Annotated in this window: 23 protein-coding genes; 17 read left to right on the top strand and 6 right to left on the bottom strand. The window is 49.8% G+C overall.

Features of this window, described 5'->3' with window-relative positions:
- Window positions 1–16: 16 nt before the first annotated feature.
- Window positions 17–1,192 (bottom strand): hypothetical protein, encoded by a 1,176-nt coding sequence (locus MLAB_RS00360; RefSeq protein ID WP_048061931.1) that lies wholly within the window; start codon window positions 1,190–1,192, stop codon window positions 17–19.
- Between the two features lie 33 nt (window positions 1,193–1,225).
- Window positions 1,226–2,743: an AMP phosphorylase gene (locus tag MLAB_RS00355; RefSeq protein ID WP_011832446.1), complete on the bottom strand. Its 1,518-nt coding sequence runs from the start codon at window positions 2,741–2,743 to the stop codon at window positions 1,226–1,228.
- 809 nt (window positions 2,744–3,552) lie between these two features.
- Here MLAB_RS00355 and MLAB_RS00345 point away from each other — a divergent pair.
- Window positions 3,553–4,881, top strand: a complete 1,329-nt coding sequence (locus MLAB_RS00345) for an RNA-binding domain-containing protein (protein WP_011832445.1) — start codon at window positions 3,553–3,555, stop codon at window positions 4,879–4,881.
- A 1,207-nt stretch (window positions 4,882–6,088) separates the two neighbouring features.
- Here MLAB_RS00345 and MLAB_RS00335 read toward each other — a convergent pair.
- Window positions 6,089–8,263, bottom strand: a complete 2,175-nt coding sequence (locus tag MLAB_RS00335; RefSeq protein ID WP_048061928.1) for a PGF-CTERM sorting domain-containing protein — start codon at window positions 8,261–8,263, stop codon at window positions 6,089–6,091.
- Between the two features lie 586 nt (window positions 8,264–8,849).
- Between MLAB_RS00335 and MLAB_RS00325 the strand changes: the two genes are divergently transcribed.
- Genes MLAB_RS00325 through MLAB_RS00280 form a run of 10 tightly spaced genes read left to right on the top strand, consistent with a single transcriptional unit; the run spans window position 8,850 to window position 16,800 of the window.
- Window positions 8,850–9,860: an adenylosuccinate synthetase gene (locus tag MLAB_RS00325; protein WP_011832443.1), complete on the top strand. Its 1,011-nt coding sequence runs from the start codon at window positions 8,850–8,852 to the stop codon at window positions 9,858–9,860.
- Window positions 9,861–9,863: 3 nt separating this feature from the next.
- On the top strand, window positions 9,864–10,043 hold the full coding sequence (locus MLAB_RS00320) for a methytransferase partner Trm112 (RefSeq protein ID WP_011832442.1): 180 nt from the start codon (window positions 9,864–9,866) through the stop codon (window positions 10,041–10,043).
- Window positions 10,044–10,049: 6 nt separating this feature from the next.
- A complete protein-coding gene (locus MLAB_RS09320) occupies window positions 10,050–10,604 on the top strand; it encodes a DUF7524 family protein (protein WP_011832441.1) in 555 nt (184 codons plus the stop codon).
- On the top strand, window positions 10,586–11,503 hold the full coding sequence (gene cbiB / locus MLAB_RS00310; protein WP_011832440.1) for an adenosylcobinamide-phosphate synthase CbiB: 918 nt from the start codon (window positions 10,586–10,588) through the stop codon (window positions 11,501–11,503). The genes MLAB_RS09320 and cbiB overlap by 19 nt, the downstream gene beginning before the upstream one ends.
- Window positions 11,504–11,537: 34 nt before the next feature.
- Window positions 11,538–11,912, top strand: a complete 375-nt coding sequence (locus MLAB_RS00305; RefSeq protein ID WP_011832439.1) for a hypothetical protein — start codon at window positions 11,538–11,540, stop codon at window positions 11,910–11,912.
- Window positions 11,913–11,915: 3 nt separating this feature from the next.
- Complete coding sequence (locus tag MLAB_RS00300; RefSeq protein ID WP_011832438.1) at window positions 11,916–13,121, top strand: HD domain-containing protein; 1,206 nt, start codon at window positions 11,916–11,918, stop codon at window positions 13,119–13,121.
- Between the two features lie 2 nt (window positions 13,122–13,123).
- Entirely contained in the window at window positions 13,124–13,669 is a 546-nt protein-coding gene (locus MLAB_RS00295; protein ID WP_011832437.1) for a UbiX family flavin prenyltransferase, read from the top strand.
- Window positions 13,666–14,904 (top strand): UbiD family decarboxylase, encoded by a 1,239-nt coding sequence (locus MLAB_RS00290; RefSeq protein WP_011832436.1) that lies wholly within the window; start codon window positions 13,666–13,668, stop codon window positions 14,902–14,904. Before MLAB_RS00295 ends, MLAB_RS00290 begins: the two co-directional genes overlap by 4 nt.
- Window positions 14,905–14,922: 18 nt before the next feature.
- Window positions 14,923–16,107, top strand: coding sequence for an aconitase X (locus tag MLAB_RS00285; protein ID WP_011832435.1), 1,185 nt, complete (start codon window positions 14,923–14,925; stop codon window positions 16,105–16,107).
- The gene (locus MLAB_RS00280) at window positions 16,108–16,800 is read left to right on the top strand and encodes a site-2 protease family protein (RefSeq protein WP_011832434.1); all 693 of its coding nucleotides are present in this window, start codon (window positions 16,108–16,110) and stop codon (window positions 16,798–16,800) included.
- On the opposite strand, the gene MLAB_RS00275 is transcribed toward MLAB_RS00280, so the two are convergent.
- Together MLAB_RS00275 and MLAB_RS09785 are read right to left on the bottom strand one after the other, a co-directional pair.
- Window positions 16,797–17,756 (bottom strand): biotin--[acetyl-CoA-carboxylase] ligase, encoded by a 960-nt coding sequence (locus MLAB_RS00275; protein WP_011832433.1) that lies wholly within the window; start codon window positions 17,754–17,756, stop codon window positions 16,797–16,799. The two genes, MLAB_RS00280 and MLAB_RS00275, sit on opposite strands and share 4 nt — an antisense overlap.
- A 6-nt stretch (window positions 17,757–17,762) precedes the next feature.
- Window positions 17,763–18,533 carry a hypothetical protein gene (locus MLAB_RS09785; RefSeq protein ID WP_187146124.1) on the bottom strand — a complete coding sequence of 257 codons (771 nt, stop codon included), beginning with the start codon at window positions 18,531–18,533 and terminating at the stop codon, window positions 17,763–17,765.
- Window positions 18,534–18,678: 145 nt separating this feature from the next.
- On the opposite strand from MLAB_RS09785, the gene MLAB_RS00265 reads away from it, so the two are divergent.
- The 6 genes from MLAB_RS00265 to MLAB_RS00240 all read left to right on the top strand — a co-directional run bounded on the left by MLAB_RS00265 (window position 18,679) and on the right by MLAB_RS00240 (window position 23,508).
- Window positions 18,679–19,566 carry a type IV pilin gene (locus MLAB_RS00265; RefSeq protein WP_011832431.1) on the top strand — a complete coding sequence of 296 codons (888 nt, stop codon included), beginning with the start codon at window positions 18,679–18,681 and terminating at the stop codon, window positions 19,564–19,566.
- Between the two features lie 102 nt (window positions 19,567–19,668).
- The gene (locus MLAB_RS09315) at window positions 19,669–20,556 is read left to right on the top strand and encodes a type IV pilin (RefSeq protein WP_011832430.1); all 888 of its coding nucleotides are present in this window, start codon (window positions 19,669–19,671) and stop codon (window positions 20,554–20,556) included.
- Window positions 20,557–20,714: 158 nt separating this feature from the next.
- On the top strand, window positions 20,715–21,605 hold the full coding sequence (locus MLAB_RS00255) for a thiamine pyrophosphate-dependent enzyme (protein WP_011832429.1): 891 nt from the start codon (window positions 20,715–20,717) through the stop codon (window positions 21,603–21,605).
- Window positions 21,602–22,726 carry a transketolase C-terminal domain-containing protein gene (locus tag MLAB_RS00250; protein ID WP_011832428.1) on the top strand — a complete coding sequence of 375 codons (1,125 nt, stop codon included), beginning with the start codon at window positions 21,602–21,604 and terminating at the stop codon, window positions 22,724–22,726. The genes MLAB_RS00255 and MLAB_RS00250 overlap by 4 nt, the downstream gene beginning before the upstream one ends.
- On the top strand, window positions 22,727–23,257 hold the full coding sequence (locus tag MLAB_RS00245; RefSeq protein WP_011832427.1) for a 2-oxoacid:acceptor oxidoreductase family protein: 531 nt from the start codon (window positions 22,727–22,729) through the stop codon (window positions 23,255–23,257).
- Window positions 23,254–23,508, top strand: coding sequence for a 4Fe-4S binding protein (locus MLAB_RS00240; protein WP_011832426.1), 255 nt, complete (start codon window positions 23,254–23,256; stop codon window positions 23,506–23,508). The genes MLAB_RS00245 and MLAB_RS00240 overlap by 4 nt, the downstream gene beginning before the upstream one ends.
- 22 nt (window positions 23,509–23,530) lie before the next feature.
- Here the strand turns inward: MLAB_RS00240 and MLAB_RS00235 are convergent, their stop codons facing one another.
- Window positions 23,531–24,259, bottom strand: a complete 729-nt coding sequence (locus tag MLAB_RS00235) for an AAA family ATPase (protein WP_011832425.1) — start codon at window positions 24,257–24,259, stop codon at window positions 23,531–23,533.
- Window positions 24,260–24,309: the final 50 nt, after the last annotated feature.

Below are 24,309 nucleotides of genomic sequence, written 5' to 3'. Positions count from 1 at the left end.
ATGTTTATAGAAAAAATCAGAGAGAATCCCTCCTGCCTGAAACAGGAGATTTGGATTTTCCAGATTTATTTCCCCGCCGTTTTTTGCCGGTGACGATCAGAATGAGGATTAGAATTACGATGATAACCCCAAGAGCGGCAAGCCCAATCATGGTGGTCGGAAGGTTTTCCGATAAACTGATGGTCACTTTGTTGTCGGAACCGGCAAGCACCAGATAGGTAACATCGGCCCCCGTATATCCGTCAGCCGATGCCGAGAGAACGAGAGTCGTCCCGGGTGTGACGGTTGTTGTGTAGGTTCCGTTCACGGAAGTGATGCCTTTCACCGTCCCGTCGAAGTAAACGATAGCTCCCTGAATCGGTTTTTCGTGGGTGGTCACGGAAATTATCAGCGGAACGACCGAGTAGTTGAGTTCCACAATGATGTCGGGCGTATCGGCACTGAACTGAATCTGCTGTTCATACGAAACATACCCGTTCTTCTCTATTTTCAGAGCATAGGTTCCCGAGCTGTACGTTGGGAGCTGAGCTCTGCCATATGTATCGGAGTATGAAACAATCTTTTGATTGATGTATACTGCCGCCCCGGAGATAGGAAGTTTTTCCTCGTTGTAAATAAGAATCAGCGGTGTGAATTCGGATTTGTCGAGGGTGAGAGTAAGGGAAGTTTGATCCGTACCAATATATTGTGACGAGCTGTAGGGATCGTAGGAATCAGCACTGACGGCAATCAAATGATATGCACCTTTTCCAATGCTGACGTGAAGCAGCCCTGCACCGTTTGTCATACCCTCTTCTTTCCCATCTATGGTGATTACCGCTCCGGAGATTGCCGCCCCGTTCTCATCAGTAATTTTTATTGAGACCGGGGTTTCCGAGACGAGATAGACGGACTCGCTTCTGGGCATAGTACTGATGGTAATTGTCTTTGTCTGCGAAATATACCCTGATTTGAAAACTGAAAGGGTGTAAACCCCTTCATATTCAACTCCGGAGAACTGGGCAACTCCGTTCACGTCGGTGTAGAGGGTATTGCTTACCGTTCCTTTGGTAATAACGACACTTGCTCCGCTGACCGCATCGTAGTTTGCGTTGTTGTCGAACACATTTACCGTGAGTGTGGTGGAGACAGCTGAGACTGACCCACATAAAAGAAAAAGGAGGAATAATACTGCAAGGGTATGCTTTATCATTATATTCATCTTTTGCGGTCAACTCCTATTAGTTCATCGGTTGCTCGAGATGCGTTCGAGAAGCATACCTTCCACAAGGACGGGGTAGGAGGTTCTTGCTTCTTCGATGGCCCGGGTAAGACGCCATCCGCGTTCGGCGTAGATGGTAAGAAGCGGCTCTCCGCGTTTGACGTATTCTCCGGGTTTTTTGTGGAGATGGAGACCTGCGCCGTGATCTACCGGGGATCCGGCTGCCCGGGCAATGCTGATGAGGGCCTGATTTTTAACGGAGACCACGTAGCCGTCTGAAGCTGCAGGTACAACAAAGGTGTGTTCGCCAACGGGGAAGTCGGTCGATTTGACTTTGGGGTCACCTCCCTGGATCTCGATGATGTCGAGCATTTTTTTGAGGGCTTTTCCTTTTTTGATGATGTCATATGCAGCTTCCGCTCCCGAATCGGCCCCGGTTTTACCGGTCATTTCAAGCGCGATTCCTGCAATGGCGACGCTTTTCTGGACAAGGGAGTTGGCACCCCGTTTTCCTTCGAGGAGGCTGAGAGCTTCGGAGACTTCGAGGTTGACGCCGATGTTTCTGCCGATGGGAGAGCCGCCGAAGGTGACGGCGCATTCTACTCTGATCCCTAGACGATTCCCAAGGGTGATGAGTTCGTTGGCAAGTACCCTGCCTTCTGCTTCATCGGGGATTTTTGTACCGGGACCGATCGGAATATCGATGACACAGGTGTCGGAGCCGACTGCCATTTTCTTTGCCATGATGCTTGCAAGCATCTGACCTCGTGCATCGATTTTCAGAGGATACTCATAGGTGACGATCATATCGTCGGCGGGGGCGATGTTTGTTGCACCGCCCCAAACGATAACGCCACCGGCCTTTTCGGTCATGGTTTTGATTTCAGCAGCCGAGAAGGCAACGGGAGCAAGGGCTTCCATAAGATCAGCCGTTCCTCCCGCTCCGGTGATTGCCCGCGAGCTGGTTTTTGGAATGAGAAGACCGGATGCGGCGATCACAGGGACGACAAGGAGTGTGATTTTGTTTCCGGGAACGCCTCCTATCGAGTGTTTGTCAACGACGGGTTTTTTCGAGAAGGTGATCTGCTCTCCTGAGGCAACCATTTCCCGGGTGAGGAATTCTACTTCATCCATGTCGAGTCCGTTGATGTAGGCGGCAGTGATGTAGGCGGTGATTTCTGAGGGGGAGAGAACGTTCGATGACATGTCGGAGATGATTGTGGCCGTTTCTTCCCGGGTAAATTTACCTCCGTCCATTTTTTTCCGGATGAAGGCGATTGATGCCGGACGTGGAGCGGCACGAATTTCTATTTCGTCACCTTTTTCTGCGGCAAGATTTTCATTGGTTCCAAGGGAGATGGTGGCAGTTCCCTGACTCGTGAGTGTTTTTGTGATAGATACTGGAGCCGCAATGGTATGTTTTGTTTTTATCCGGGTAATGGTGACACGATCGCCTTCAAGTACGCCTATCTGTCGGGCATCGGTGTCGTTAAGAAGAATAACGGGTGTAGAGATGTCGATCATATCAAGAATAAGGTTCATAATGATTCTCTTTTAGTCGGGATAGGATAAGGATTTTTGTGTTACGGGGGACCCCGGAGGGGTGCCCTCAGTCGAGCAAGTCGATAGACTTGCGAGTGCGGGTTGGTGACGAAGTCGCCGACCTTAGCGGAGCAAGGCATGGAGAGAGCCAAAGCGACCGAACATGACTTGCGAGTGCGGGACACCACAAAGAAGTGTGCTCAGCCGAGCAAACAGAATGTTTGCGAGTGCGGGTTGGTGACGAAGTCGCCGACCTTAGCGGAGCAAGGCATGGAGAGAGCCAAAGCGACCGAACATGACTTGCGAGTGCGGGACACCACAAAGAAGTGTGCTCAGCCGAGCAAACAGAATGTTTGCGAGTGCGGGTTGGTGACGAAGTCGCCGACCTTAGCGGAGCAAGGCGTGGAGAGAGCCAAAGCGACCGAACATGACTTGCGAGTGCGGGACACCACAAAGAAGTGTGCTCAGCCGAGCAAACAGAATGTTTGCGAGTGCGGGTTGGTGACGAAGTCGCCGACCTTAGCTAAGCAAGACATGGAGAGAGCGATAGCGACCGACCATGACTTGCGAGTTCGGGACACCCCAAAGAAGTGTGCTCAGCCGAGCAAACAGAATGTTTGCGAGTGCGGGTTGGCTATGAAGTCGCCGACCTTAGCTAAGCAAGTCTGGGAGGGAGCGAAAGCGATCGAACATGACTTGCGCATGCGGGCGGCTCCCTGGTTTTTTTCGTTGATTTGAAGGTTCTGGAGGGTATAGTATTAGAGAATAAGAGATATTATCGCCCCATAAATCCAATACATATTTAGACAATGAATCCCGAATCCAACATAACTGAATATAAACGTGAACATCCCACATCAATCGAGAGAATGGAAAAGGATGTCGTCGCTTTCTTAAATAGCGAGGGAGGGACAGTCTATTTTGGAATAGACGACAACGGAGATATCCTTCATATTCCAGATATTGATGATTTGCAGTTAAAATTGAAAGATAGGATTAAAAATAACATCTCTCAACCTGCATTAGATTATTGTAAGATAACAATTGAAATACGCGACTCACACTATATCGTTGTTCTGACTATTCAGGCAGGATGGGAAAAGCCATTTTATCTGAAGAAATACGGGATGACACCGAAAGGCTGTTTCAAACGTGCCGGTAGCGCATCAGAACCAATGAACGCGGGAGAGATTGAGAGCATATTTGCCAAACGGGTGAGGAACAGCCTAAAAAATATTCCATCACCACGTCAGGACTTGACATTTCGTCAATTGAATATATATTATGATGGAAAAGGCAAAGTTCTCAACGACTATTTCTTGCTCAATCTTAAATTGCTTATTGATGACGGGAAATTTAACTACGCAGCTTATCTTCTGGCTGATGAAAATGATAATTCAGTTAAGTTTGCGAAATATGCAGACGATACTCGTGCTGATTTGATTTCAAATGAGGAATACGGATGCTGCTGTCTTGTAAAAATATTCGAACGTATAAGCGATCGGCTGATTGCTGAGAATACAACCTTCACAAAAATAACTATGAAACGCAGGCTCTCACGCAAATTGATTGATACGGCGGCCCTGCGCGAAGCTGTTCTTAATGCCTTGCTGCACAATGATTATGCTAATTTCTCTTATCCAAAAATAGAATTCTTCTCTAACCGTGTTGAAATTACTTCGATGGGAGGGTTGCCTTATGGTCTATCTGAAGAAGCGTTCTTTTCAGGAGCGTCTAATCCGCGCAATCAGGAACTTATGAGAGTTTTTCGTGATTTGGGGGTCGTGGAGGAGCTCGGATCTGGTGTTCCGCGTATCCTGAAGGCTTATGGTAAAGAGGTGTTTCAAATCAACGAATCATTTATCCGAGTCACCCTTCCATTTACAAAAGATTTTGAGGCAACTGTTTTAAAGGAGAGTCCGGGGGAAGTCCCCCATAGTTGTTTAAATCTTGGGATTAATGAAAAAAAGATTCTTGCGTTAATTTCTGGAAATCCAAACATTACAGCTCAGGAATTATCTCGTGACATCGGGATCTCAGAGAGAAGTGTGCGATATATCCTTGCAAATTTGAAACAGAAGAATATTATTCATAGAAAAGGCTCAGATAGAACAGGCTCATGGGAAATACTGAACTGACTGGCAGGTATTGCAGGGTAACTGCAGGGTAACTGCAGGGTCTGATGTGTCTTACCCATTCAGCATGTATCGATATACCTTCACTGGAATAAATCCGCCCGGGTGATCATTGGTATTTTTCCTGTTTTTGCAGTAACGCGAAACAGGGATCCGGGACGGAGGCTGGAGAATAATATGAATTTTTGCGATTGAGATGCTGAACTGGATGTGTTGTCTCACTGATGTGACATCATCCGTCATCCGTCATCCGTCAATGCTGCTGGAAAAAAATATAGTGACACCGCTGTTTTTTGTTTTCGAATTTTTTTTGAATCAACTATATATAGATTAAGAAACAAATAAATAATACAAGAGAGTTTCGGCAGCTCATTCTCTCAGTGAGAGAGTCTGGCTCGAAATCTTTTGCTGCATCTCTTTTTGCGGATCATATGTGACGGATGATTGATGACGGATGATTGATGACGGATGACATCACCCATAAAGCGCTTTGAGAGATCATGACAGGAGATTCCGGATGTTTTACTTATTTTAAATAGGACTTACGTGGTGTGCTCTCAACCGAAAAAAAACTGAAGTCCTTATGAGATGGACTTCGATTTAGTGTACGGCATTAGTGTGAGTGTATGAGATAAAAGAACCGCGAATCCTCGCGAATCGCATTTTCCTTACGTTCGGGTGCTCTGCTTCGGCTGATGCGTGCAAATCGAAGATTTGCGTGCCGCCTCAAACAGGCTTTGCCTGTTTGGGCTTCGCCTACGCAGAATCGCACCCTCTCTGGAAAAGTCCACGAGCTGAGAGCTCGTGAGACGTCTCAAGAGCCTTTGGCTCTTGGACAAATGCTGAGGAAAAACCCGCGTGCGGGTTTTTCTTATCTTGCATGTCTTTTTTCTGGAAAAAATAGATGAACAATCCCTTTTCTTGATCATGGGGTGCGGGGCCGCGACTCCGGCGCGGAGCGGCCCGCGGTGGGAATATCCTATTTGCTGAGGCCCCTATACGTTTTCAGGTAGTTCATCTGGAGTGAAGGATTTGGGCAGGAAATATGTGAGATTGTGGGGATACAATTCGGGAAGTATATGGCTGGGTGTGGAAGCATGAGAAAGCCCACCGCCTAAGTCCTATTAAAAAAGCAGTTCGGAAAATTTGGGGATTTGTGCCCCGGGTGGGACACAAATCTGTCTTAGCCGTTAAAATTCTTTAGAAGAATTTAGTCGCGGCGGAGGACGAGAACTGCGACAGCGCCAAGGCCGGCGAGTGCAAGGAATGCACCAAAGCCGGGGGTCGTGGTCGGGGTTGCGGTTGCAGTTGCGGTTGCGGTTGCAGTTGCAGTCTTAGTTGCGGTTGCGGTTGCAGTCGGAGTTGCCTCGGTGATCTTAATGATCGTAGAGGTGGACAGATCTTCCGTAACTGCCTGGATTGTGTAGGAGTCAACGTTTAATCCGGTTGTGTCAAAGGTGACTTCCCAGGTGTTTGCACCATCAGCACCTGCAACAGCCTTGGTTGTCAGGGTGATGAAGGATGCAGAGTTGACTGAGGTCTTGTCAACTGCAGTGAATGCGGTTGAGAGAACATCAACAGTAATTACAGTACCTGCTTTGAGGTTTGTGGTTCCGGAAACTTTAAGAGCAGAGCCCTTGGTTACATCGGAAACAGGATTCATAGTCAGGGTAGGCTGAGCAACGATGAACGTAAGCTTCACGTAGATATCATCGATGTTCTGAGTGTCAAGTGCCTGGCAGAGTGCTTCTGCTGCATTTGCATTCTGGCGGTCTGCAGTATCGAATAACAGCGTCGTGTTGTTGTTACCAATAACAGGTGTTGCGGTTGGGTCCTGATAGATGAGAGAGCCAATCGGCAGGATGTTGAAGAATCCATCATACATCTTGTGCTGGATAACTACGAAGTACTGACCAGCTGCAAGATCATCGGTGGAGATCTTAGCGGTAAAGGTAGCATCGTCATCAACCGAAATAGAACCGTTTACGAATTTGTTAGTTCCAAAGACGTAGTATCTAAGATCATTGGTTGCTTCTGCAGTTCCGTCGATAACGATATCATCGCCCTGTGCAACAGTTGATGATTCAGCAGTAGCTGAAAGGAACGGCTGTTTCAGAGAGACAGAGACGGTAGCATATGCGTAATCTGAGTTAAAGGCGTTGCCTGCATCCATATTAGAGGAGGCATAGATGGTGTAGGTACCTGCATCTAACGATTTTCCATACACATCTGTTGGGTCGAAGGTAGCGGTCCAGGTGTCGTCATCTTTAACGGAGATTGAAACAGCAAGGTAGGTCCGGGCAACGTTCGATCCTTTGATAAAGAGATAAACATTATCGGTTTCGGTGTTTGTACCGGAAAGGGTGATGTCGTTACCAATGTAATAGGCATCCTGATCTGCAACAGCAGTCACAGTACCTTCTGCAACACTAACTTTTGCTTTCTGGGAAGGAGTCTGGTTAGTGGTGAACGTGTAGGTAGTATCATCTGAAGAGCTGTCAGTGTTGAGCTGGACGGTCTTAGTTCCACTTGAGCTGAGTTGTACCGTGAAATTAGTCAGATAGTTCCCTGATGTGGTTCCCCAAACTTTAGTTTGACCTGCGAGGAGGGTGAAACCTGCATTGTTGATGGAAACATCAACATAGTCATTGGGAGTACCAGTGACGGTAACCAGGATGGAAGCTCCGCGGATAATTGAATCCTTGTTGATGGAGATTGAATCTGTTACTTCAGAACCAACAGTGAAGGAAACCTTGTTGGAATCAACGTACTTATCCGGAGTGGTAGAGATTAACTTCGTGGCGACGGTGCCTTTTGCAAATGAAGCTTTGGCAGACCAGGTACCAGAGGTCACGTTTGTGAGGTAAACACCGGTAAGGGTCTTTGTAGCGGTCTCATTCCAGATAAGTGGGGATCCAGTAGAATTCTCACCAAACTCGTAGGTTGATCCACCAGCTGGTGTGGTAAACTTAACACTGTAATTAAGTCCGTTAAGACCTGTAAGCGAGAAGTCAATAGCCTGAGCCTTTATAACAGTGGTATCTGCAATAGAGTCGCCGGTACCTGCTTTGTATACAGCAAGAGTAAGGGCAGGGAATTTGACGGTAAAGAGATCTACAGGAGCACTTGGGTTAAGAGAATAGAGACCTGGTGTGACATCAGCGCTGTCAATTGTACCATCAGAATTTATCTGACCTGAAGCGATCTGGCCAGCAGGCTGACCGCCTACCCACAGGGTATAGGTAGAGCTTGCGTTGACTGCACCGTACTGATATACGTACACAGTATCACCCGTTGATGGATCCGCTGCTGCACCCGCTCCCATAAAGAGAACGGCAACAAGGAATACAGCGAGGACTGCTGCAATTGTTTTAGTTGTTTTCATGTAATCAATTCCTCCTAAATTAGGATTGTAAATTTGGTTGTGCATGTTTGACATGCGATACGTGATATTCGACATATGTCGAATAAGCATTCTGCAAGGGTCATACTCCGATGAACGGAATATGCTTTGATATTTGATTATGTAATATAATAGACTTTGTGGTCATGGCCCCGGTTTTAGATTGATATCGGCGATAACGTGAGCCCAAAAAGAAAACACGCATCCTTATGGGCATGCCATTCTAGCGAAATAACCGCACAATTCGTTTCGACAAATGACGGATTGCTACCGCTGAGAATACGTCACATGCGACTAGAAGGAAGAAGCTGCACTATAATATAATAGTGCGGATGTAGACCATATCTTTGCTGGAGAGATTTAGAGGAGTGGTTTTCTTTGAAGGGAGGGATTCATCATCGTCCACAATCGCAAACCTGCGGTTTGCTTAGCTGAGGCCACGCCTTTCAGACGTGGCCCGCCCCGATCGCAAGCTTTCAGCTTGCTCTGCTGAGGTCGGCCGCTTTCAGCGTTCAACCCGCTAACCCAAGTCCTTATCACCAACTGCATCCAATAATATTCGATAACCATGCCAAGTACGATCATAGTCGGCGGCTTTTTTGGCGACGAAGGGAAAGGGAAAATCGTCGCCCACATTGCGCAAAAAGACCAAGCAACCATCATTGCCCGCGGCGGGGTCGGACCGAACGCAGGCCACACCATAAACGTGCAAAATGAAAAGTACGTTGTCCGCATGATTCCTTCAGGATTCCTCTATCCAAAAGCGGAACTCATGATCGGCAGCGGCGTACTGGTTGACCCGAGAGTATTTGCTCACGAACTTGACATCCTGAAGTGTGCCGGCAGGACCAGGATCGACAGCCGATGCGGAATCATCGAAGAAGAACACATCCTTCTCGACAAAAAAGACCCACACCTGTCAAAAACAGTCGGTTCAACCGGCTCAGGGTGCGGGCCTGCTAACTCAGACCGTGTCATGAGAAAAGGCAGACTTGCACGGGATGTCCCCGAACTCGCACCCTACATAACAGACGTCGCCCAAAACGTCAACGACGCGATTGAAAAAGGCGACTCCATCCTTATCGAAGGAACGCAAGGGTTCGGCATCTCCCTTTACTATGGAAACTATCCCTTTGTCACCAGCAAAGACACTTCGGCATCCCAGATGGCTGCTGATGTCGGTGTCGGACCCACCAACATCGATGACGTCGTCGTTGTCTTCAAAGCGTTTCCAACACGAGTCGGCGAAGGACCCTTCCCAACCGAACTTACCCATGACGAATCCATCGCCCTTGGAATCCAGGAATTCGGCGCCGTTACCCACAGAGAACGCCGTATTGGTATGTGGGATGGAAAAATGGCCCGCTATTCTGCCATGATCAACGGCTGCACGACGATCGCAATAACCGGCATCGACCACATCGACGAATCGGTCTACGGAGCAACCGACTACGCAAAACTCACCCCGAAAGCACTGGCGTTCATCGACCAGATCGAAGCCGACACGGGAAAACCAGTAGGCATCATTTCCACCGGCCCGGACCAGTCGCATATCATCGACATCAGATCAGAGCTCTAATTCATGAAAAGACGGATACTTGACATCATCTGCTGCCCCGTATGCAAGGGAAAGTTTATGCTTACAGAGATGGAGGGTAATGATACAGAAATAATGGAAGGACTCCTGACGTGTACTGCATGCAAACGGGTGTATCCGATCTCATCCGGGATCGCAAATCTCCTTCCGGAAGATCAGAGGTAACCAAAAATGCCAATCGTTGAAGTCCAGCTGAATCGTCTTGGAATAAACTCACTCGAGGTCTCGACCGACTCCGTTGAGGTCAGTGCAGGCACGGCCCTCCATATAAGGATCGTGAACTTCGGTGCACCCACACACGCGACACTGAGGACCGAAGGATCGGCATACACCAGTTTCACGTATGAAAACCTCTACGTCGAGGCCGAGTCGGAAATCAAAGTCGACATCCTGCCTTCAGCAAACCCCGGCAGTTTCGAGATGCAGGTCATCTCCGGATACGGCATGCGGCGTTCCGGCTTCACCGTGAATGTGATCCTTCCCGAACTCGAAGAGAAAAAGGAGCCGGTCGCAGCTGAGCCAGTACAGCAGAAAAACAAACCCGCTCCTCTCACAAAGATCGGATGGAGTGTGATTCTGATCAACTTCATCGCCCCGATCCTCGGCTTCATCGTACTCATCTTCTGGATACTAGCTCCCGACGCAGTCAATAACACCGTCATGGCAGTGATTCTCTATATTATCATGCTCGCCGGAATCATCATTACATGGCGATCGGTGCAGTAACTCTTTTTTTCGGACTGGTCATCGACCGTCTGATCGGTGATCCGCGTTCTAATTTTCATCCGGTAGCGCTGATTGGGAGATTCATCGGTCTATGGGGACGAACGAATTATTATCCCAAACGAACCGAACGATTCGTGGGAATCTGCGGCTGGCTGCTGACCGTAAGTATCGTGATCCTGCCGTGTCTCCTCATTCTGCTCTACACGCCGTGGTATATTTCCCTCCCGTTCTCCACACTCGCCCTTGCATTCTGCATCGGATGGCGCTCCTTGGAAGAACATGTCGGAGCCGTCGAAAAGGCTCTGGAACAGGGTGAAGAAGAGGGGAGAAAAGCCGTCCAGTATCTCGTAAGCAGGGACACAAAGAATCTGACCTTCGAACAAATCAGATCGGGAGCGTATGAATCCGCAGCAGAAAACCTGGTCGACAGCATTATCGCACCGATCTTCTGGTTCGTGGTTTTTGAACTCCTCTTCGGCATGGGGATCGTCGGGGCAGTATTGTTTCGATCGGCAAACACCATGGATGCCATGCTCGGCTACAAAGACGACCGAATCCGCCTTGGCTGGTTCCCTGCGAGAATGGACGATATCCTCGCGTATATCCCGGCACGGATTACCGGAGCAGTTTTGCTTCTCATCTTCCTTTTGAAAGGGAGAATCAAACAGGCATGGTACATCTTCAAACACGACCGGAAATCACGGCCGGGTTTCAACGGCGGTATTCCCATGAGTCTGATCGCCGGCGGCTGCGGGGTCATGTTCGAAAAACCCGGCGTCTATCAGATAGGATATCCCGAACAAACCCTTGAAGAGGGAGGGAAAACGATCATCAAAACGATTCGATGGTGTACGGTTATCTGTGCCGCAATCGGCATGCTCCTTCTTATTTTGATATAAAAATTCATTACCTTTTACCCCGAATACAGTATTCATGGAGACATATCTGAAAATAATAGCGGTCATTTTTGCAGTCTGCATGGTAACGACCGGGGTTGCCCTCGGATTTGCCGGACTGGGAATCCAAACGGCCTCGGATCGGCAGGCCCAGACCCTGGAAGAATGGTTCGGCGTAGAACTCCTCACCGTTACGGCGGCCGACGGAACACAGATTCCGGTCATCCGAACCGAAGAGGGCGATTACATCGATGCAGCATCTCTGATTCGGGTCTACTACGGGGAGAGCAAATATGCGGTAATATATACTGTGGAAGACGGCAGGATCATCAAAGAACATACATCCGTAGTTACATTCAGCGACGGCGGAAAAGATCCGGCCAACCTCAAAAACACGCTCACATCATCCTGAGAAATGGCAAAGCAGATCAAAGACCCGGTCCACGGATACATCGAAGTTCCAACGCCTCTCGTCCCCCTTCTGGATACGGAAGTCGTTCAGCGGCTCAGATATATCAAACAGCTCGGATTCGTATATCTCGTGTATCCGGGAGCGAACCACACGCGTTTCGAACACTCGCTTGGAGCGATGCATCTCGCTTCTCTGCTTGCAAGGCAGCTCGATCTGAGTAAGGACGATACGCTTCTGGTCTGCACGGCCGCCCTTCTCCATGATATTGGACACGGACCGTTCTCCCATGCAAGCGAAAAACTCCGGGCTGAGTACGGGCCGTTCTCCCATGATGATATCGCACCGCTCCTGATAATGCCGGAGATCTCCGACATTCTGGATGAGAACGGCACGGATCCTCACGAAATCGCCGGGATCGTTTCAGGACATCACCGGCTCGCCGAGATCATACACGGCGATCTTGACGTTGACCGGATGGATTATCTTTTACGCGATGCACACTATACCGGAGTCCCATACGGAAATCTCGATGCCGGCCGGCTTATCCAGTCCCTTGTTTTGACGGAAGACGGACTTGCCATCAAAGAATCCGGCATCGCGGCGGCTGAATCACTTTTGATTGCGAGAACGCTCATGGGGCCTTCCGTCTATTATCATCACGTCGGCAGAATCGCAGAACAGATGTTTCTGCTTGCCGGAAGAAGTCATTTCGCCGACGAAAAACCGGATGCATTCATGAGAATGGACGACCTTGCAGGAACAACTCTTCTTATGAACTCGCCATCAAGCGTCTCCAAAGAGATGATGCACAGGATATGGAGAAGAGATCTCTACAAGCGGGCGGTCTACACCGGGCGCGAACAACTGGACATGAACCGGCTCTCGACCCTTAGACCGGAAGAGAAAGACCGGATGAAGCGGGCGATCGCCGAAACAGCAGGTGTCCCCGATGAAAAAATCATCCTCGACATACCCCCCATCCGAAAAGAGATGCGGATGATGGTCCAGGTACAAAACCAGCACGACCTTGTCGCTTTTGAAGAAATCATCCCGCTGTTATCCATGATGAATGCAACAAGGCAGGATCAGTGGCGTCTTGGTGTGTTTGCCCCGGCAGATATCCTTGAAAAGGTCGGCGACGCGGCACGGGAGGTCCTTTCCCTGCGCCGGGCAACAAAACAAGATAAACTCCCAGGTACTATAGTATAGATATGAAGAGGATCGTCGTCGGGGTGACCGGAGCATCCGGGATACTGTATGCAAAACGGTTACTTGAGGCGCTCAAACAGACAAAAGCCGAAGTTTTTCTCATCATCTCGGATACCGCACGGACCGTCGCCAAACTCGAAGAGGTCGATCTCTCCGGCTACCCGGTACATTATGAAGAGAATTTCGATCTGGAAGCGGGAATCGCCAGCGGATCGTTTCAGTTTGATGCAATGGTGATCGTTCCCTGCAGTATGAAAAGCCTTGCCCAGATTGCAAATGGATACTCGACCACATTGATCGCGAGAGCCGCCGATGTCTGTCTCAAAGAAAGAAGACCGCTCATTCTCGTCCCTCGGGAGACGCCGTATTCGCGGGTTCATCTCGTCAACATGCTCGCGGCCCACGATGCCGGAGCCCTGATCCTGCCTGCGTCCCCGCCGCTGTATACCCATCCGAATACTCTGGACGAGCTTGCAGATATGATCGCCGCACGGATTCTTGATCACTTCGGGATCGAACATACCATTGGAACTCGGTGGAAAGAATGAGAGAATTTATTTTGCAGATGAAAAAAGCAGGGCTTGTCGAAGAGATCAAAGACCCGGTCTCTTCCATCTACGAAGCCCCGAAGCTTGCCTTCCGGACAAATAAGATGCTGGAGTTTTCGAATATGGATGGTCACCGCTGTGTGATGAACACCATCTTCGACCGGGATTCGCTCTCGGTAGCATTGAATATTCCAAAGGAGAGGCTCGTAAAAACACTCGCCGCCTGCACCTACGCGGGAAAAACCCGGGATGCGGGTACTCTTCAGTTCGAAAAGGCCGACCTCTCAAAGATCCCGATCATGAAGCATTTCCCAAAGGATGCAGGAAAATATCTGACCTCGGGGATCGTGTTTTCAGAATGGAACGGGGTCACCAACGCCTCGATCCACCGCCTGCAGGTCCTGGATGAAACCCATCTGATCGGCAGGATCGTCGAAGGACGCCACACCTACAAACTGATGAAGCAGGCTTTTTCAAAAGGAGAAAAACTGCCGATCGCAATAGTGATCGGACCCCACCCCGCCGTAACCTTTGCCGCATCCACCCGCGTTCCCGAGGGAAAAGAGATGAACTATGCGGCCGAGATCCTCGGAAAAGAGCTGGATCTATTCACCTGTCCAAACGGAATCCAGGTTCCCGATGCAGAAATCATTCTTTACGGCTATCTGACGCCTGACCTCCATGAAGAAGGGCCGTTCGTCGACATCAGCGGGACCTACGATCCCGTTAGGATGCAGCCCGTGCTTGAGATCGTCGGCATGCACACAAAGCCCGATTTCATCTATCACGGGATTGTTCCTGCCGGCGCAGAACACAAAATGCTCATGGGAGCTCCCTATGAACCGAGGATCTATCAGGCAGTTTCGGGCGTCACGAACGTAAAAGACGTTTACCTGACACCGGGAGGAGCAGGATACTTCCATGCGGTCATCCAGATCAAAAAGATGACCGACGGGGACGGGAAAAATGCCATCATGGCAGCATTCGCCGCCCACACCTCACTCAAACATGTCGTGATCGTCGATGAAGACATCAACATCTACGACCCCTCGGATGTGGAGTTCGCGATCGCAACCCGCGTCCGGGCAGATACGGATGTCATGATTATTTCGGGTGTCAGGGGATCCTCCCTTGATCCCTGCAGGATCGGAGACGGCATGAATGTGAAGGCAGGGGTGGATGCGACCATTCCGCTCGGTTTGGAAGATGAGTTTATCCGTGCTGAATGGGATTGAATAATAAGGAAGTGAACAATGGAACTAGACAAATATGATCAGGCGCTGCTGAACGGAGAATACGGCGAAACCAAACAAAAAATGATGGAGATCCTCCTCGCTCTCGGAAAAATCTACGAGGCGGAGAAGTTCATCGAAGTTAAAAGCGTTCAGGTATCCGGCGCCTCGTTTAAAACGATCGGGGACGCGGGGCTCTCATGGCTCAACACCCTGTCTGGAAAAGCGGTTGTCCCGTCATTTTTAAACCCGATCGGCATGCCGCGTGACGAATGGCAGAATCTTGGCATCCCGGACGATTTTGCGAAAAAACAGCTGGAGGTCAACGCCGCATATACCCGGCTCGGGATCCGGCCGACCTGCACCTGCACGCCGTACTACTTCAACATCATCGAACGGGGAGACCATCTCGCATGGTCGGAGTCCTCGGCGGTCAGCTACGTGAACTCCGTTCTCGGAGCAAGAACAAACCGTGAAGGAGGGCCTTCGGCTCTCGCGTCTGCCCTTACCGGAAAGACCCCATATTACGGTCTGCACATCGTCAGGAACCGAATCCCGCAGATCGAGTTCCACATCGACGATCCGGCGGCGACGAAATCCTGGACCAATGCCCATTACGGGGCTCTCGGGATCATCGCCGGAGCAATCTCCGGAAACAGGATCCCGTTTTTCACCGAGCTTCGTCCCAACCGTGATATGCTCAAAAGTCTGGGAGCCGCCATGGCCGCAAGCGGAGCAGTCGCTTTGTACCATGTAAACGAGATCACCCCGGAGACCCGGTTCCCCTTCTTCAAAAAACATATCGAAGAGGATGACCGCGAAGTCGTCGAGATCGAAGTGTCCGAGATCGACGAGCTGTTCGGCAGTCTGGAAGCAGATGTCGTAGCTCTTGGATGTCCCCATGTCTCCGAGGAAGAGTTGGAAGAACTGGCCTTCCTTCTGGAAAACAGACGGGTCGTGATGCCGTTCTACATCTTCGCTGCAGAGGAGATGAAAGCAAAACACCCGGATCTTTGTGCAAAGATCCAAAACAGCGGCGCAAAAATCGTACCCGACACCTGCATGGTCGTCTCGCCGCTGATGGACAGAGCCGGAGTCGTCATGACGAACTCCGGAAAAGCATTCACGTATCTCCCGGGAATGTGCAAAGCGACGCCGCTTTTAGGCACTCTCGAGGATTGTGTCCGTGCAGGATGTGGTGAATAAATGAGTCTCTTAGATAAAATCTCCCCGTTTGAAAGAAAAGATCTTCTGATCGCCTGGCTTGTCCTCGGTGTTGCCTTTACGTTAGGCATCAACGGCGGATTTGCATTACTTACCGACTATCAAAATATAACCGTAGAAGGACTTCTGATAACCTTCCTCGTATCGCTGATCGCGGTCGGACTTTCCTTCGTGCTTCACGAACTTGCCCACAAATTCACCGCCATGAGGTTCGGTTACTGGGCAGAATTCAGAAAAAGCACGCAGATGCTGATCATCGCCGTTGTCGTTGCGGCCATCACGGGAATCGTATTTGCCGCACCCGGAGCAACACTCATCAACACGGCCGGTCGCGAGATGACCAAAAAAGAGAACGGACTCATCTCCATCGCCGGACCTCTGACGAATCTGGTCCTGATCATCCCGTTTATCATCATCATGATCATCGGATTCATGATGTCGCCTTCGACAGGAATCGTCCTCTTCACTCTCCCGGGATTTTTGTTCTATCTGGGATTGATCGGCTTCCAGGTCAATGCGATGCTAGCATTCTTCAACATGCTGCCGGTCGGGCCGCTTGACGGAAAAAAGATTATGAAATGGAACCCAGTCGTCTTCGGCGTTGTTATCGCCGTATCGCTTGTTCTGCTCTATCTCGCACTCGTGCCGACCGTGATTCTCTCGCTTTTTGTCTAAATGCGAACGCTGACCTCACCCGAGGTCAGTGTCCTGATTTTTCCGTCGGCTTCGACAACCAGCCCGCCTTTGTCGTCGATGTCAACTGCTTTTGCAGAGTGCCAGACATTTTTCTCGAGAAACATGATCTCTTTTCCAAGAATAAGAGATCTCTCACGGTACTCCCCGATGAAACTCTTCTCAGGAAGAGCGGCAAACATATCCAGCAGATGATTGATCAAAACTGCGGCAAACGCATTTCTCGTGAGCGGGAAATCCTTTGGAAACAGCGGACCCGCGATATCTTTTAGATCCTCCGGGAACTCTGAGGTTTTGAAGTTCACACCGACTCCGACGATCACCGACTCGAGCATTCCCGATTCGATATTGCTGACCGCCTCGGTCCCGATCCCGCAGATCTTTTTCCCGTTCAAAAATATATCGTTGACCCATTTGATTTTCGGATCAAGATCGGAAACGGATTCGATCGATCTGCAGACGGCAACGCCCGCCGCAGTCGTGATCATTACCGCGTCCGAAAAGGAGATCCCAAGCCGGGCGATGATACTCAGATAGATCCCTGTGCCTTTGGGGGAGTAAAAAGATTTTCCGTATCTCCCTCTGCCGGCAGTCTGCTCCTCTGCAAGGATCACGGTTCCGTGTTTTGCTCCGGCGGCGGCCAGAACTTTTGCGTCGATGTTCGTCGATTCAGTCGAAGTCTTGACGATGACGACCGTATCGGCATACTTCGGCAGAAGTCTGGAGCGAATGCCTTCAGCCGAGAGGACATCTGAGTTTTCCAGAAGATATCCTTTGTTGGATACTGCTGTGATATTATAGCCTTCACTCTGCAGTGTCCGAATCGCTTTCCATACAGCAGTTCTCGAGACCGAAAGCTCGGAAGCGATGTATTCCCCCGATACATACGCACCGGGATTTTTTTCCAGGATGCCAAGCACCAGGGTTTTTGTTGTCATTTTTCCTCAGACTGACTGAACCTTAACCCCGCTTGATGAGAGGAAGAGGGAAATAAGGAACTCCGGCAGCTGCCGATCGCTCGAGATCAGCATTCTGAACGCTGCTTGATTGTCGTTAGTGTTGCCGAGATACGTGAGGGCCACCTCATACTGTACCTTCATTACCGTTACTTTTCCCCAGAAGATGGTCAACGTACCGGTCTGATCTGGAACATTGGTCACCGTATTGACCTCAAGCGGATAGGTCACGCCGCCAAGGGAGATCATCATAGAGCCGCCTGATGAAGGAGAGAGAGCAATGACTTTGTAGCCGCCGATGTTCAGTTCTTTATCAAGCGGAATCCAGACATTGTAGGTCGTATCATACCCGTAGCTTTTATCCGTTCCTGCGGTTATCGTCACATCGGCAGAGATGAGAACGACACCTGCAAAAATAATGATCAGCAGGAGAATGATCCCGAATATCTTCAGACCTTTGTGGGATTTTGCCGGCTTTTTCTCATCAGGGCCAATGGATTTGGCTTCTCTTGCTTTTCGTTCCTTCTCAGCCTTGACCAGTTCCTCTGCTTTCTTAAGTTCTTCAGCTTTTTTAGCCTCTTCAGCCTGTCTGATCTCCTCTGCTTTCCTTAGCTCCTCGGCCTTCTTGGCCTCTTCGGCCAGTCGTATTTCCTCGGCTTTTTTGAGTTCTTCAGCCTTCTTGGCCTCCTGAGATTTACGAATCTCTTCAGCACGCAGAAGGATTTCCTCATCGGTCAATTCACCCGGAACATCCGTCATAATAAAGATTCTTGGGGTGGAGGAGATGATAATACTTTTTCTTGGGATCTTTTGGATGATTTTATCCTCATTAACCAAGAATATCATCCGGGTTTTGCCTTCAGGTATTGATTAATATAGTATAAAGATTCTGTATATCATTAGTATGATACTTCCTGGTTCGCAGAAGAATGATGCCGTCTCTCCTGTCATCGGGACGATTTTTCTCATAGCCCTCACAATCGTTCTTATCGGCGTTGTGGGAGCGGCAATGATGAGTTACGGCCTGCCGGAACCAGCACCAATTCTTGGAATATCAATAGGTCAGCAGGGAAATATCATTACGGTTACTCATCTGAACGGAGACGTTCTCCCGGCAGGCAGCTATAAGATCTTCATTGGGAGTGTGGATAAAACAGCCGCGTTCGGCGGGAACGTGGATTTTGGTCCGGGTATAACACTTAGCTGGGATTCAGGAACGGAGGCAGTCGATACGGTGTCGGTAGTATATACGAGTGATAAAGGAGTTTCGACGCTTCTGGCAGAGAAAAAGATCGGGAAAGCGGGAAGCGGAGGAGGGGGTAGTGGTAGCGGAGGGGGAGGCAGCGGGATTGCTTCATTCGAAGATACCTATACGATTATTACGAAAGTAGACTGGCAGACATTTCTTGATAACGTAAATGCAAGCATAAGCGGCCTTTCATTGGGTCACGGCATTGTGTATGTTGATAACGGTGAATACTGGGTTTCTCTTGATAACAAGCGTGTGTCTAAAGCAGAGGCTGCGACGAATCCATCTATCCAGGAATATATGGACATCTATCGTGACAACAGATTGGTAATGATCGATCTGTCGAAAAAGATGTACACGGAGGACGATATGGATCCAACGGATTTTAGCAAACCATGGAAATCAACGCCCTATCCAACAATCGGCTCTCTATACGAATATGGAGGAGCGTTATATATGGATGCAATTGTTGTTTCCAACATAATTAAACCATCACGTGATCCAAGTACAGCTGATTGGATTCAAATTGCAGATGTAAAATAATCCTGAAATTTTTCTCTTTTTGTGCTGAAATCAGACCTCGTTTTTGGATTTATCCCTACACAAAGGTAGATAAATAGAGGGGAATATATAAATGAAGTACATATGCTGCGTAATGTTCTTTCAAAAAACGAAGGAGTGTCCCCTGTTATCGGAACGATATTGCTCGTTGCTCTGACAGTTGTTCTTGTCGGCATTATCGGAGCGGTTTTGATGGGATTTGGTATGCCCGAGCCGGCGCCAATCGTTGGCATATCGATCGGAAGTCAGGGAAATACCATCACAGTTACCCAGCTGAACGGGGCCGTGCTTCCGGCAGGGAGCTATACGATCCTTGTCGACGGTGTTGACAAGACGGCAGAGTTTGGAGGGGATGTGGATTTTGGTCCGGGTATTACGCTTAGCTGGGATTCCGGATCGGAGGCGGTTGGAACGGTGTCAGTAGTTTATACTAGTGATAAGGGAGTATCAACACTTCTTGCGGAAAAGAAAATCGGAAAAGCGGGAGGGGGAGGAGGAAATATTAAGATAATTGAAATTGGGGGTGAAAGTTTTAATCTTTCCAATGAATGGGGCGATGAATGGACGAATATTGTAGCTCAGGCAAAAAATCTGACATATCCAGAAGCAAGCATACCCATAGCTCCCTATAAAGTCTATTACGACAGTGGAAATTACTGGTGGGTTCGAAACAGCGGCCTCAGTTTGACAAAAGCCGAGGCTGATTTAGATCCATCATTAGATACATTTACTGCATCACACGTAGGCGAGCTAATAAAAATTAAGCGTGACCGGCTTCTTACATACGATGACACGGAATTTGCGTGGGCTGGAACGGTGAAATTCCTCAATGCCGTCAAACCGGTGAACACTGGAACTCTGTTTACCAATGGACCAAACCTTTACGTTTGGGCACACGATGATGATGCTGAGTACTTCGGTCCGGGATATCTCAGAGCTTGGCAATGGGCAGAGATAGGAAATAAAATCTGATACATTTATTTTCAATCATCCAAACCCATTTTCTCAAACCAATATAATAACGTCATTTTGAAGATCTTTTTTCCGGTATTCGCGACGGCGGCATGCTACTCATTAGCATCTCGATTCGCAAGCCTCATTATAAATCGTGACAAATACATAAAGAACCCATGACGGAAATTCCCAAAGAAGAGATGCTTTTAAAGTGTCCATCCACCTGTGCTGGATGCGGCTCGTTACTTGCACTCCGCTATATCCTCAAGGCTGCAGGCAAAGATACGGTCCTCGTGATCCCTGCCTGCTGCAACAGTGTGATCCAGGGTGTCTATCCCTACATGCTTCACACGGTGCCCGTCTATAACATCGCATTTGCGGCCGCAGCGGCCTGTGCTTCCGGTATGAGCGAAGCTCTCCGCGCAAAAGGTGAAAAAACCAACGTCATCGTCTATGCAGGAGACGGAGGCACAGCCGACATCGGTATCCAGGCACTGTCCGGGGCCCTGGAACGCGGCGAGGACTTCCTCTATATCTGCTACGACAACGAAGCATACGGAAATACCGGAATGCAGAGATCAGGCGCGACCCCGCTTGGAGCAATAACCACTACTACCCCGAACGGAAAAACCGTCAACAAGAAAGATCTTGACAGGATCGTCGAGGCCCATAACCTTCCCTACCAGGCAACGGCCTGCTCCTCGTACCCCGCCGACATCTACAACAAAGTGAAAAAAGCCCTTTCGATCCCGGGACCGAAGTTCATCCACATCCTTGCACCCTGCCCGCCGGGCTGGAGGATCCCCTCGGAAAAGACCGTCGAGATCGGAAAGATGGCAGTTAAATCCGGCATCTGGGTCCTCTGGGAAAAAGAGTACGACAAATTCACGGTGAGTGCCCCATCACGTGCCGCCATGAAACGGCCGGCACCCGTAAGTGACTACCTCAAAGCCCAGGGACGATTCAGAAAAGTCGATGAAAAAACAGCCGCAGTCATCCAGGCAAACGTCGACAAAAACCTGAAGAAAATTGCTCTCGAAGCCGCACAATCGGAGGAAACAGAATGAGCGAACTTGTAATGTCCACCGGTAACAAAGCCGTAGCTTCAGCCGTAAAAATGGCAAAGCCGCTCGTCGTTGCCGCATATCCCATCACCCCCCAGACCGAGATCATCGAAAGCATCGCCGACTACGTCGAGTCCGGCGATCTCAAAGCACGCTACATCCCGGTCGAGTCGGAACACTCCGCCATGACCGCCTGTATCGGTGCTTCCATCACGGGGGTCAGAGTTTTCACCGCGACAAGCTCACACGGTCTTCTCTACATGCATGAGATGCTCCACTGGGCAGCAGGCGCACGCCTGCCGATCGTGATGGGGCAGGTCAACAGAACTCTTGCTCCCGGATGGAACATCTGGGCGGAGCACACGGATGCTCTTTCGCAGAGGGATACCGGCTGGCTTCAGGTCTACGTCTCGACCGTGCAGGAAGCATACGACGCTACCTTGATGGCATTCAGGATCGCCGAAGACAACCGCGTTCTTCTGCCGGTCATGATCAACATGGACGGATTCCTGCTCTCCCACATCATGCAGCCGTTCGAGATGACCGAACCGGGAGACTTCATCCCGCCGCTGGAACTCCCGCATAAAATCGATGTCAACAATCCGAAAGGCTACGGCGCAATGAGCCCGGCAAACGTCCACTACCAGTTCAGATTCGACATGGAAAAAGCCATGCGTGAATCACGAAACGTCATCGACGAAACCGAGGCAGAGTTTGCAAAACGCTTCGGCAGAAGCTATGCCCCGGTTGAGGAATACTTCTGCGACGATGCTGATGTTATTCTCATCGCAATGGGAACGCTCGGCAAAGAAGCCGAGGTCGCCGTTGATCTCCTGAGAAAAGAGGGAGTGAAAGCCGGAGTCATGCGGATCCGCTGGTTCAGACCCTTCCCGCTGAATATGAACATCAAAGGAAAAGACCTCGTCGTGATCGACCGTGACTACTCGTTCGGCTTCGGCGGCGTTGTTGCCGGAGAGATCCAGGCAAGATATCCGGATGCAAAAATCGCGAGCGTCATTGCCGGCCTCGGCGGCCAGGAAGTTACCTTTGAAGATATGGCAGAGTTCGTCCGCAGCCGCAAGATCGGAACAGAATACTGGTTCGGTATCAAGGAGGAAGAGTAAATGTACGAGATTCGTATTCACTCACGCGGCGGCCAGGGCGGAGTAACGGCGGCCAGAATGATGGCCACCGCCGCCGTGAAAGACGGAAAATTCGCAACGGCATGCCCGTTCTACGGTGCCGAACGCCGCGGCGCTCCGATCGTTTCATTCGTTCGAATCGACGATGCACCGGTGAGAATTTACTCCCAGATCAACAAACCCGATATGATCGTCATCCTTGATCCGACCGTCATGGACACGGTAAATGTCTTAGACGGTTTGAAAGAGGGAGGGTCGATCTTCATCAACACGCATGACGATGTTGATTTCCCTGCAGGCTTCAAGGTCTACAAAGCGGATCTTACCGGGATCGCGCTCCGCGAAAACCTCGTGGTCGCCGGAAGTCCGATCGTGAACACGCCAGTGATCGGAGCTCTCGCAAAACTCGGCCTCTTCAGCCGGGAGTCGGGAGTGAAGGCGATCACCGAGACGTTTGCCGATCCAAGAAACACTGCGGCTGCAAAAGCGGCTTATGAGGAGGTCATCGTATGAGCAGAATGCCGAAAATAACCATCAGCGTCCCCCATGAGGGAGGAGCCGGTCTTACCGGGACGTGGAGAACGTTCCGTCCGATCGTGGACAGGGAAACCTGCAATCACTGCGGGATCTGTGCGATGTTCTGCCCCGACGCGGTCATCGATCCGGATACACTCGAGATCGATCTTGTTTACTGCAAAGGCTGCGGCATTTGTTCCAACGAATGCCCGAAAAAGTGTATAAAAATGGTCAGAGAAGAACACTGACCTTTTTCTTTTTTTCTTTGTTTTAATCCTCGAACAGTGCATCGAGCATATGTTTCGGATCATCCAGAAAGCGTTTGGTGATTTGGTATGATTCGGTCTTATCATACGTCGTTTTCAAAATAGCCTCCGGCGTTATCTCGAAAATATCAGCACCGGGATACGTTATCAGGATCGGAGAATGGGTCGCGATCAGAAACTGGGAGTGCTCCTCTTCGACCAGCCGTTTGATCTCCAGCATCAGCGTCATCTGCCGCATGGGAGAAAGGGCTGATTCCGGTTCATCGAGGATATACAGACCGTTCCCTCTAAACCGGTTCTGCACAAGTGCCAGCAGACTTTCGCCGTGAGACTGATCGTGCAGGGATTTGCCCCCGTACCCGTCGAGATTGAGCTGCAGATCCGTCACCTGTGATGCCACATTGTAAAAACTCTCTGCCCGATAGAAAAATCCGTCCTTCTCCCGGCCGCGACGCGATAATGTCAGGTATGAATGCAGATTCGACTCGGTAGATTTCGTGGCAAACGAAAAGTTCCGGGACCCGCCTTCCGCATTGAACCCTGCTGAAATGGCGATGGCCTCCAGCAGAGTTGATTTGCCCGAGCCGTTTTCACCCACAAAAAACGTCACCGGAGACTCGAACGACAGCTCGCCCATATGTTCAAGATTCCGCACGACCGGCAGATCTGCAAGATACGAGGTGTCGTCAAAATGTTTCAGCATGATCTTATGCAGATAAACAGTCCCGGACATGGTAGTATTAATAGAATCGGCAGTACGAAATATCAATCTGCCCTTCAATA

Source organism: Methanocorpusculum labreanum Z (assembly GCF_000015765.1).
GTDB classification, from domain to species: domain Archaea; phylum Halobacteriota; class Methanomicrobia; order Methanomicrobiales; family Methanocorpusculaceae; genus Methanocorpusculum; species Methanocorpusculum labreanum.
Note: the sequence above shows the minus strand (reverse complement) of the source record. Positions and strands in the feature narration are given on the sequence as shown.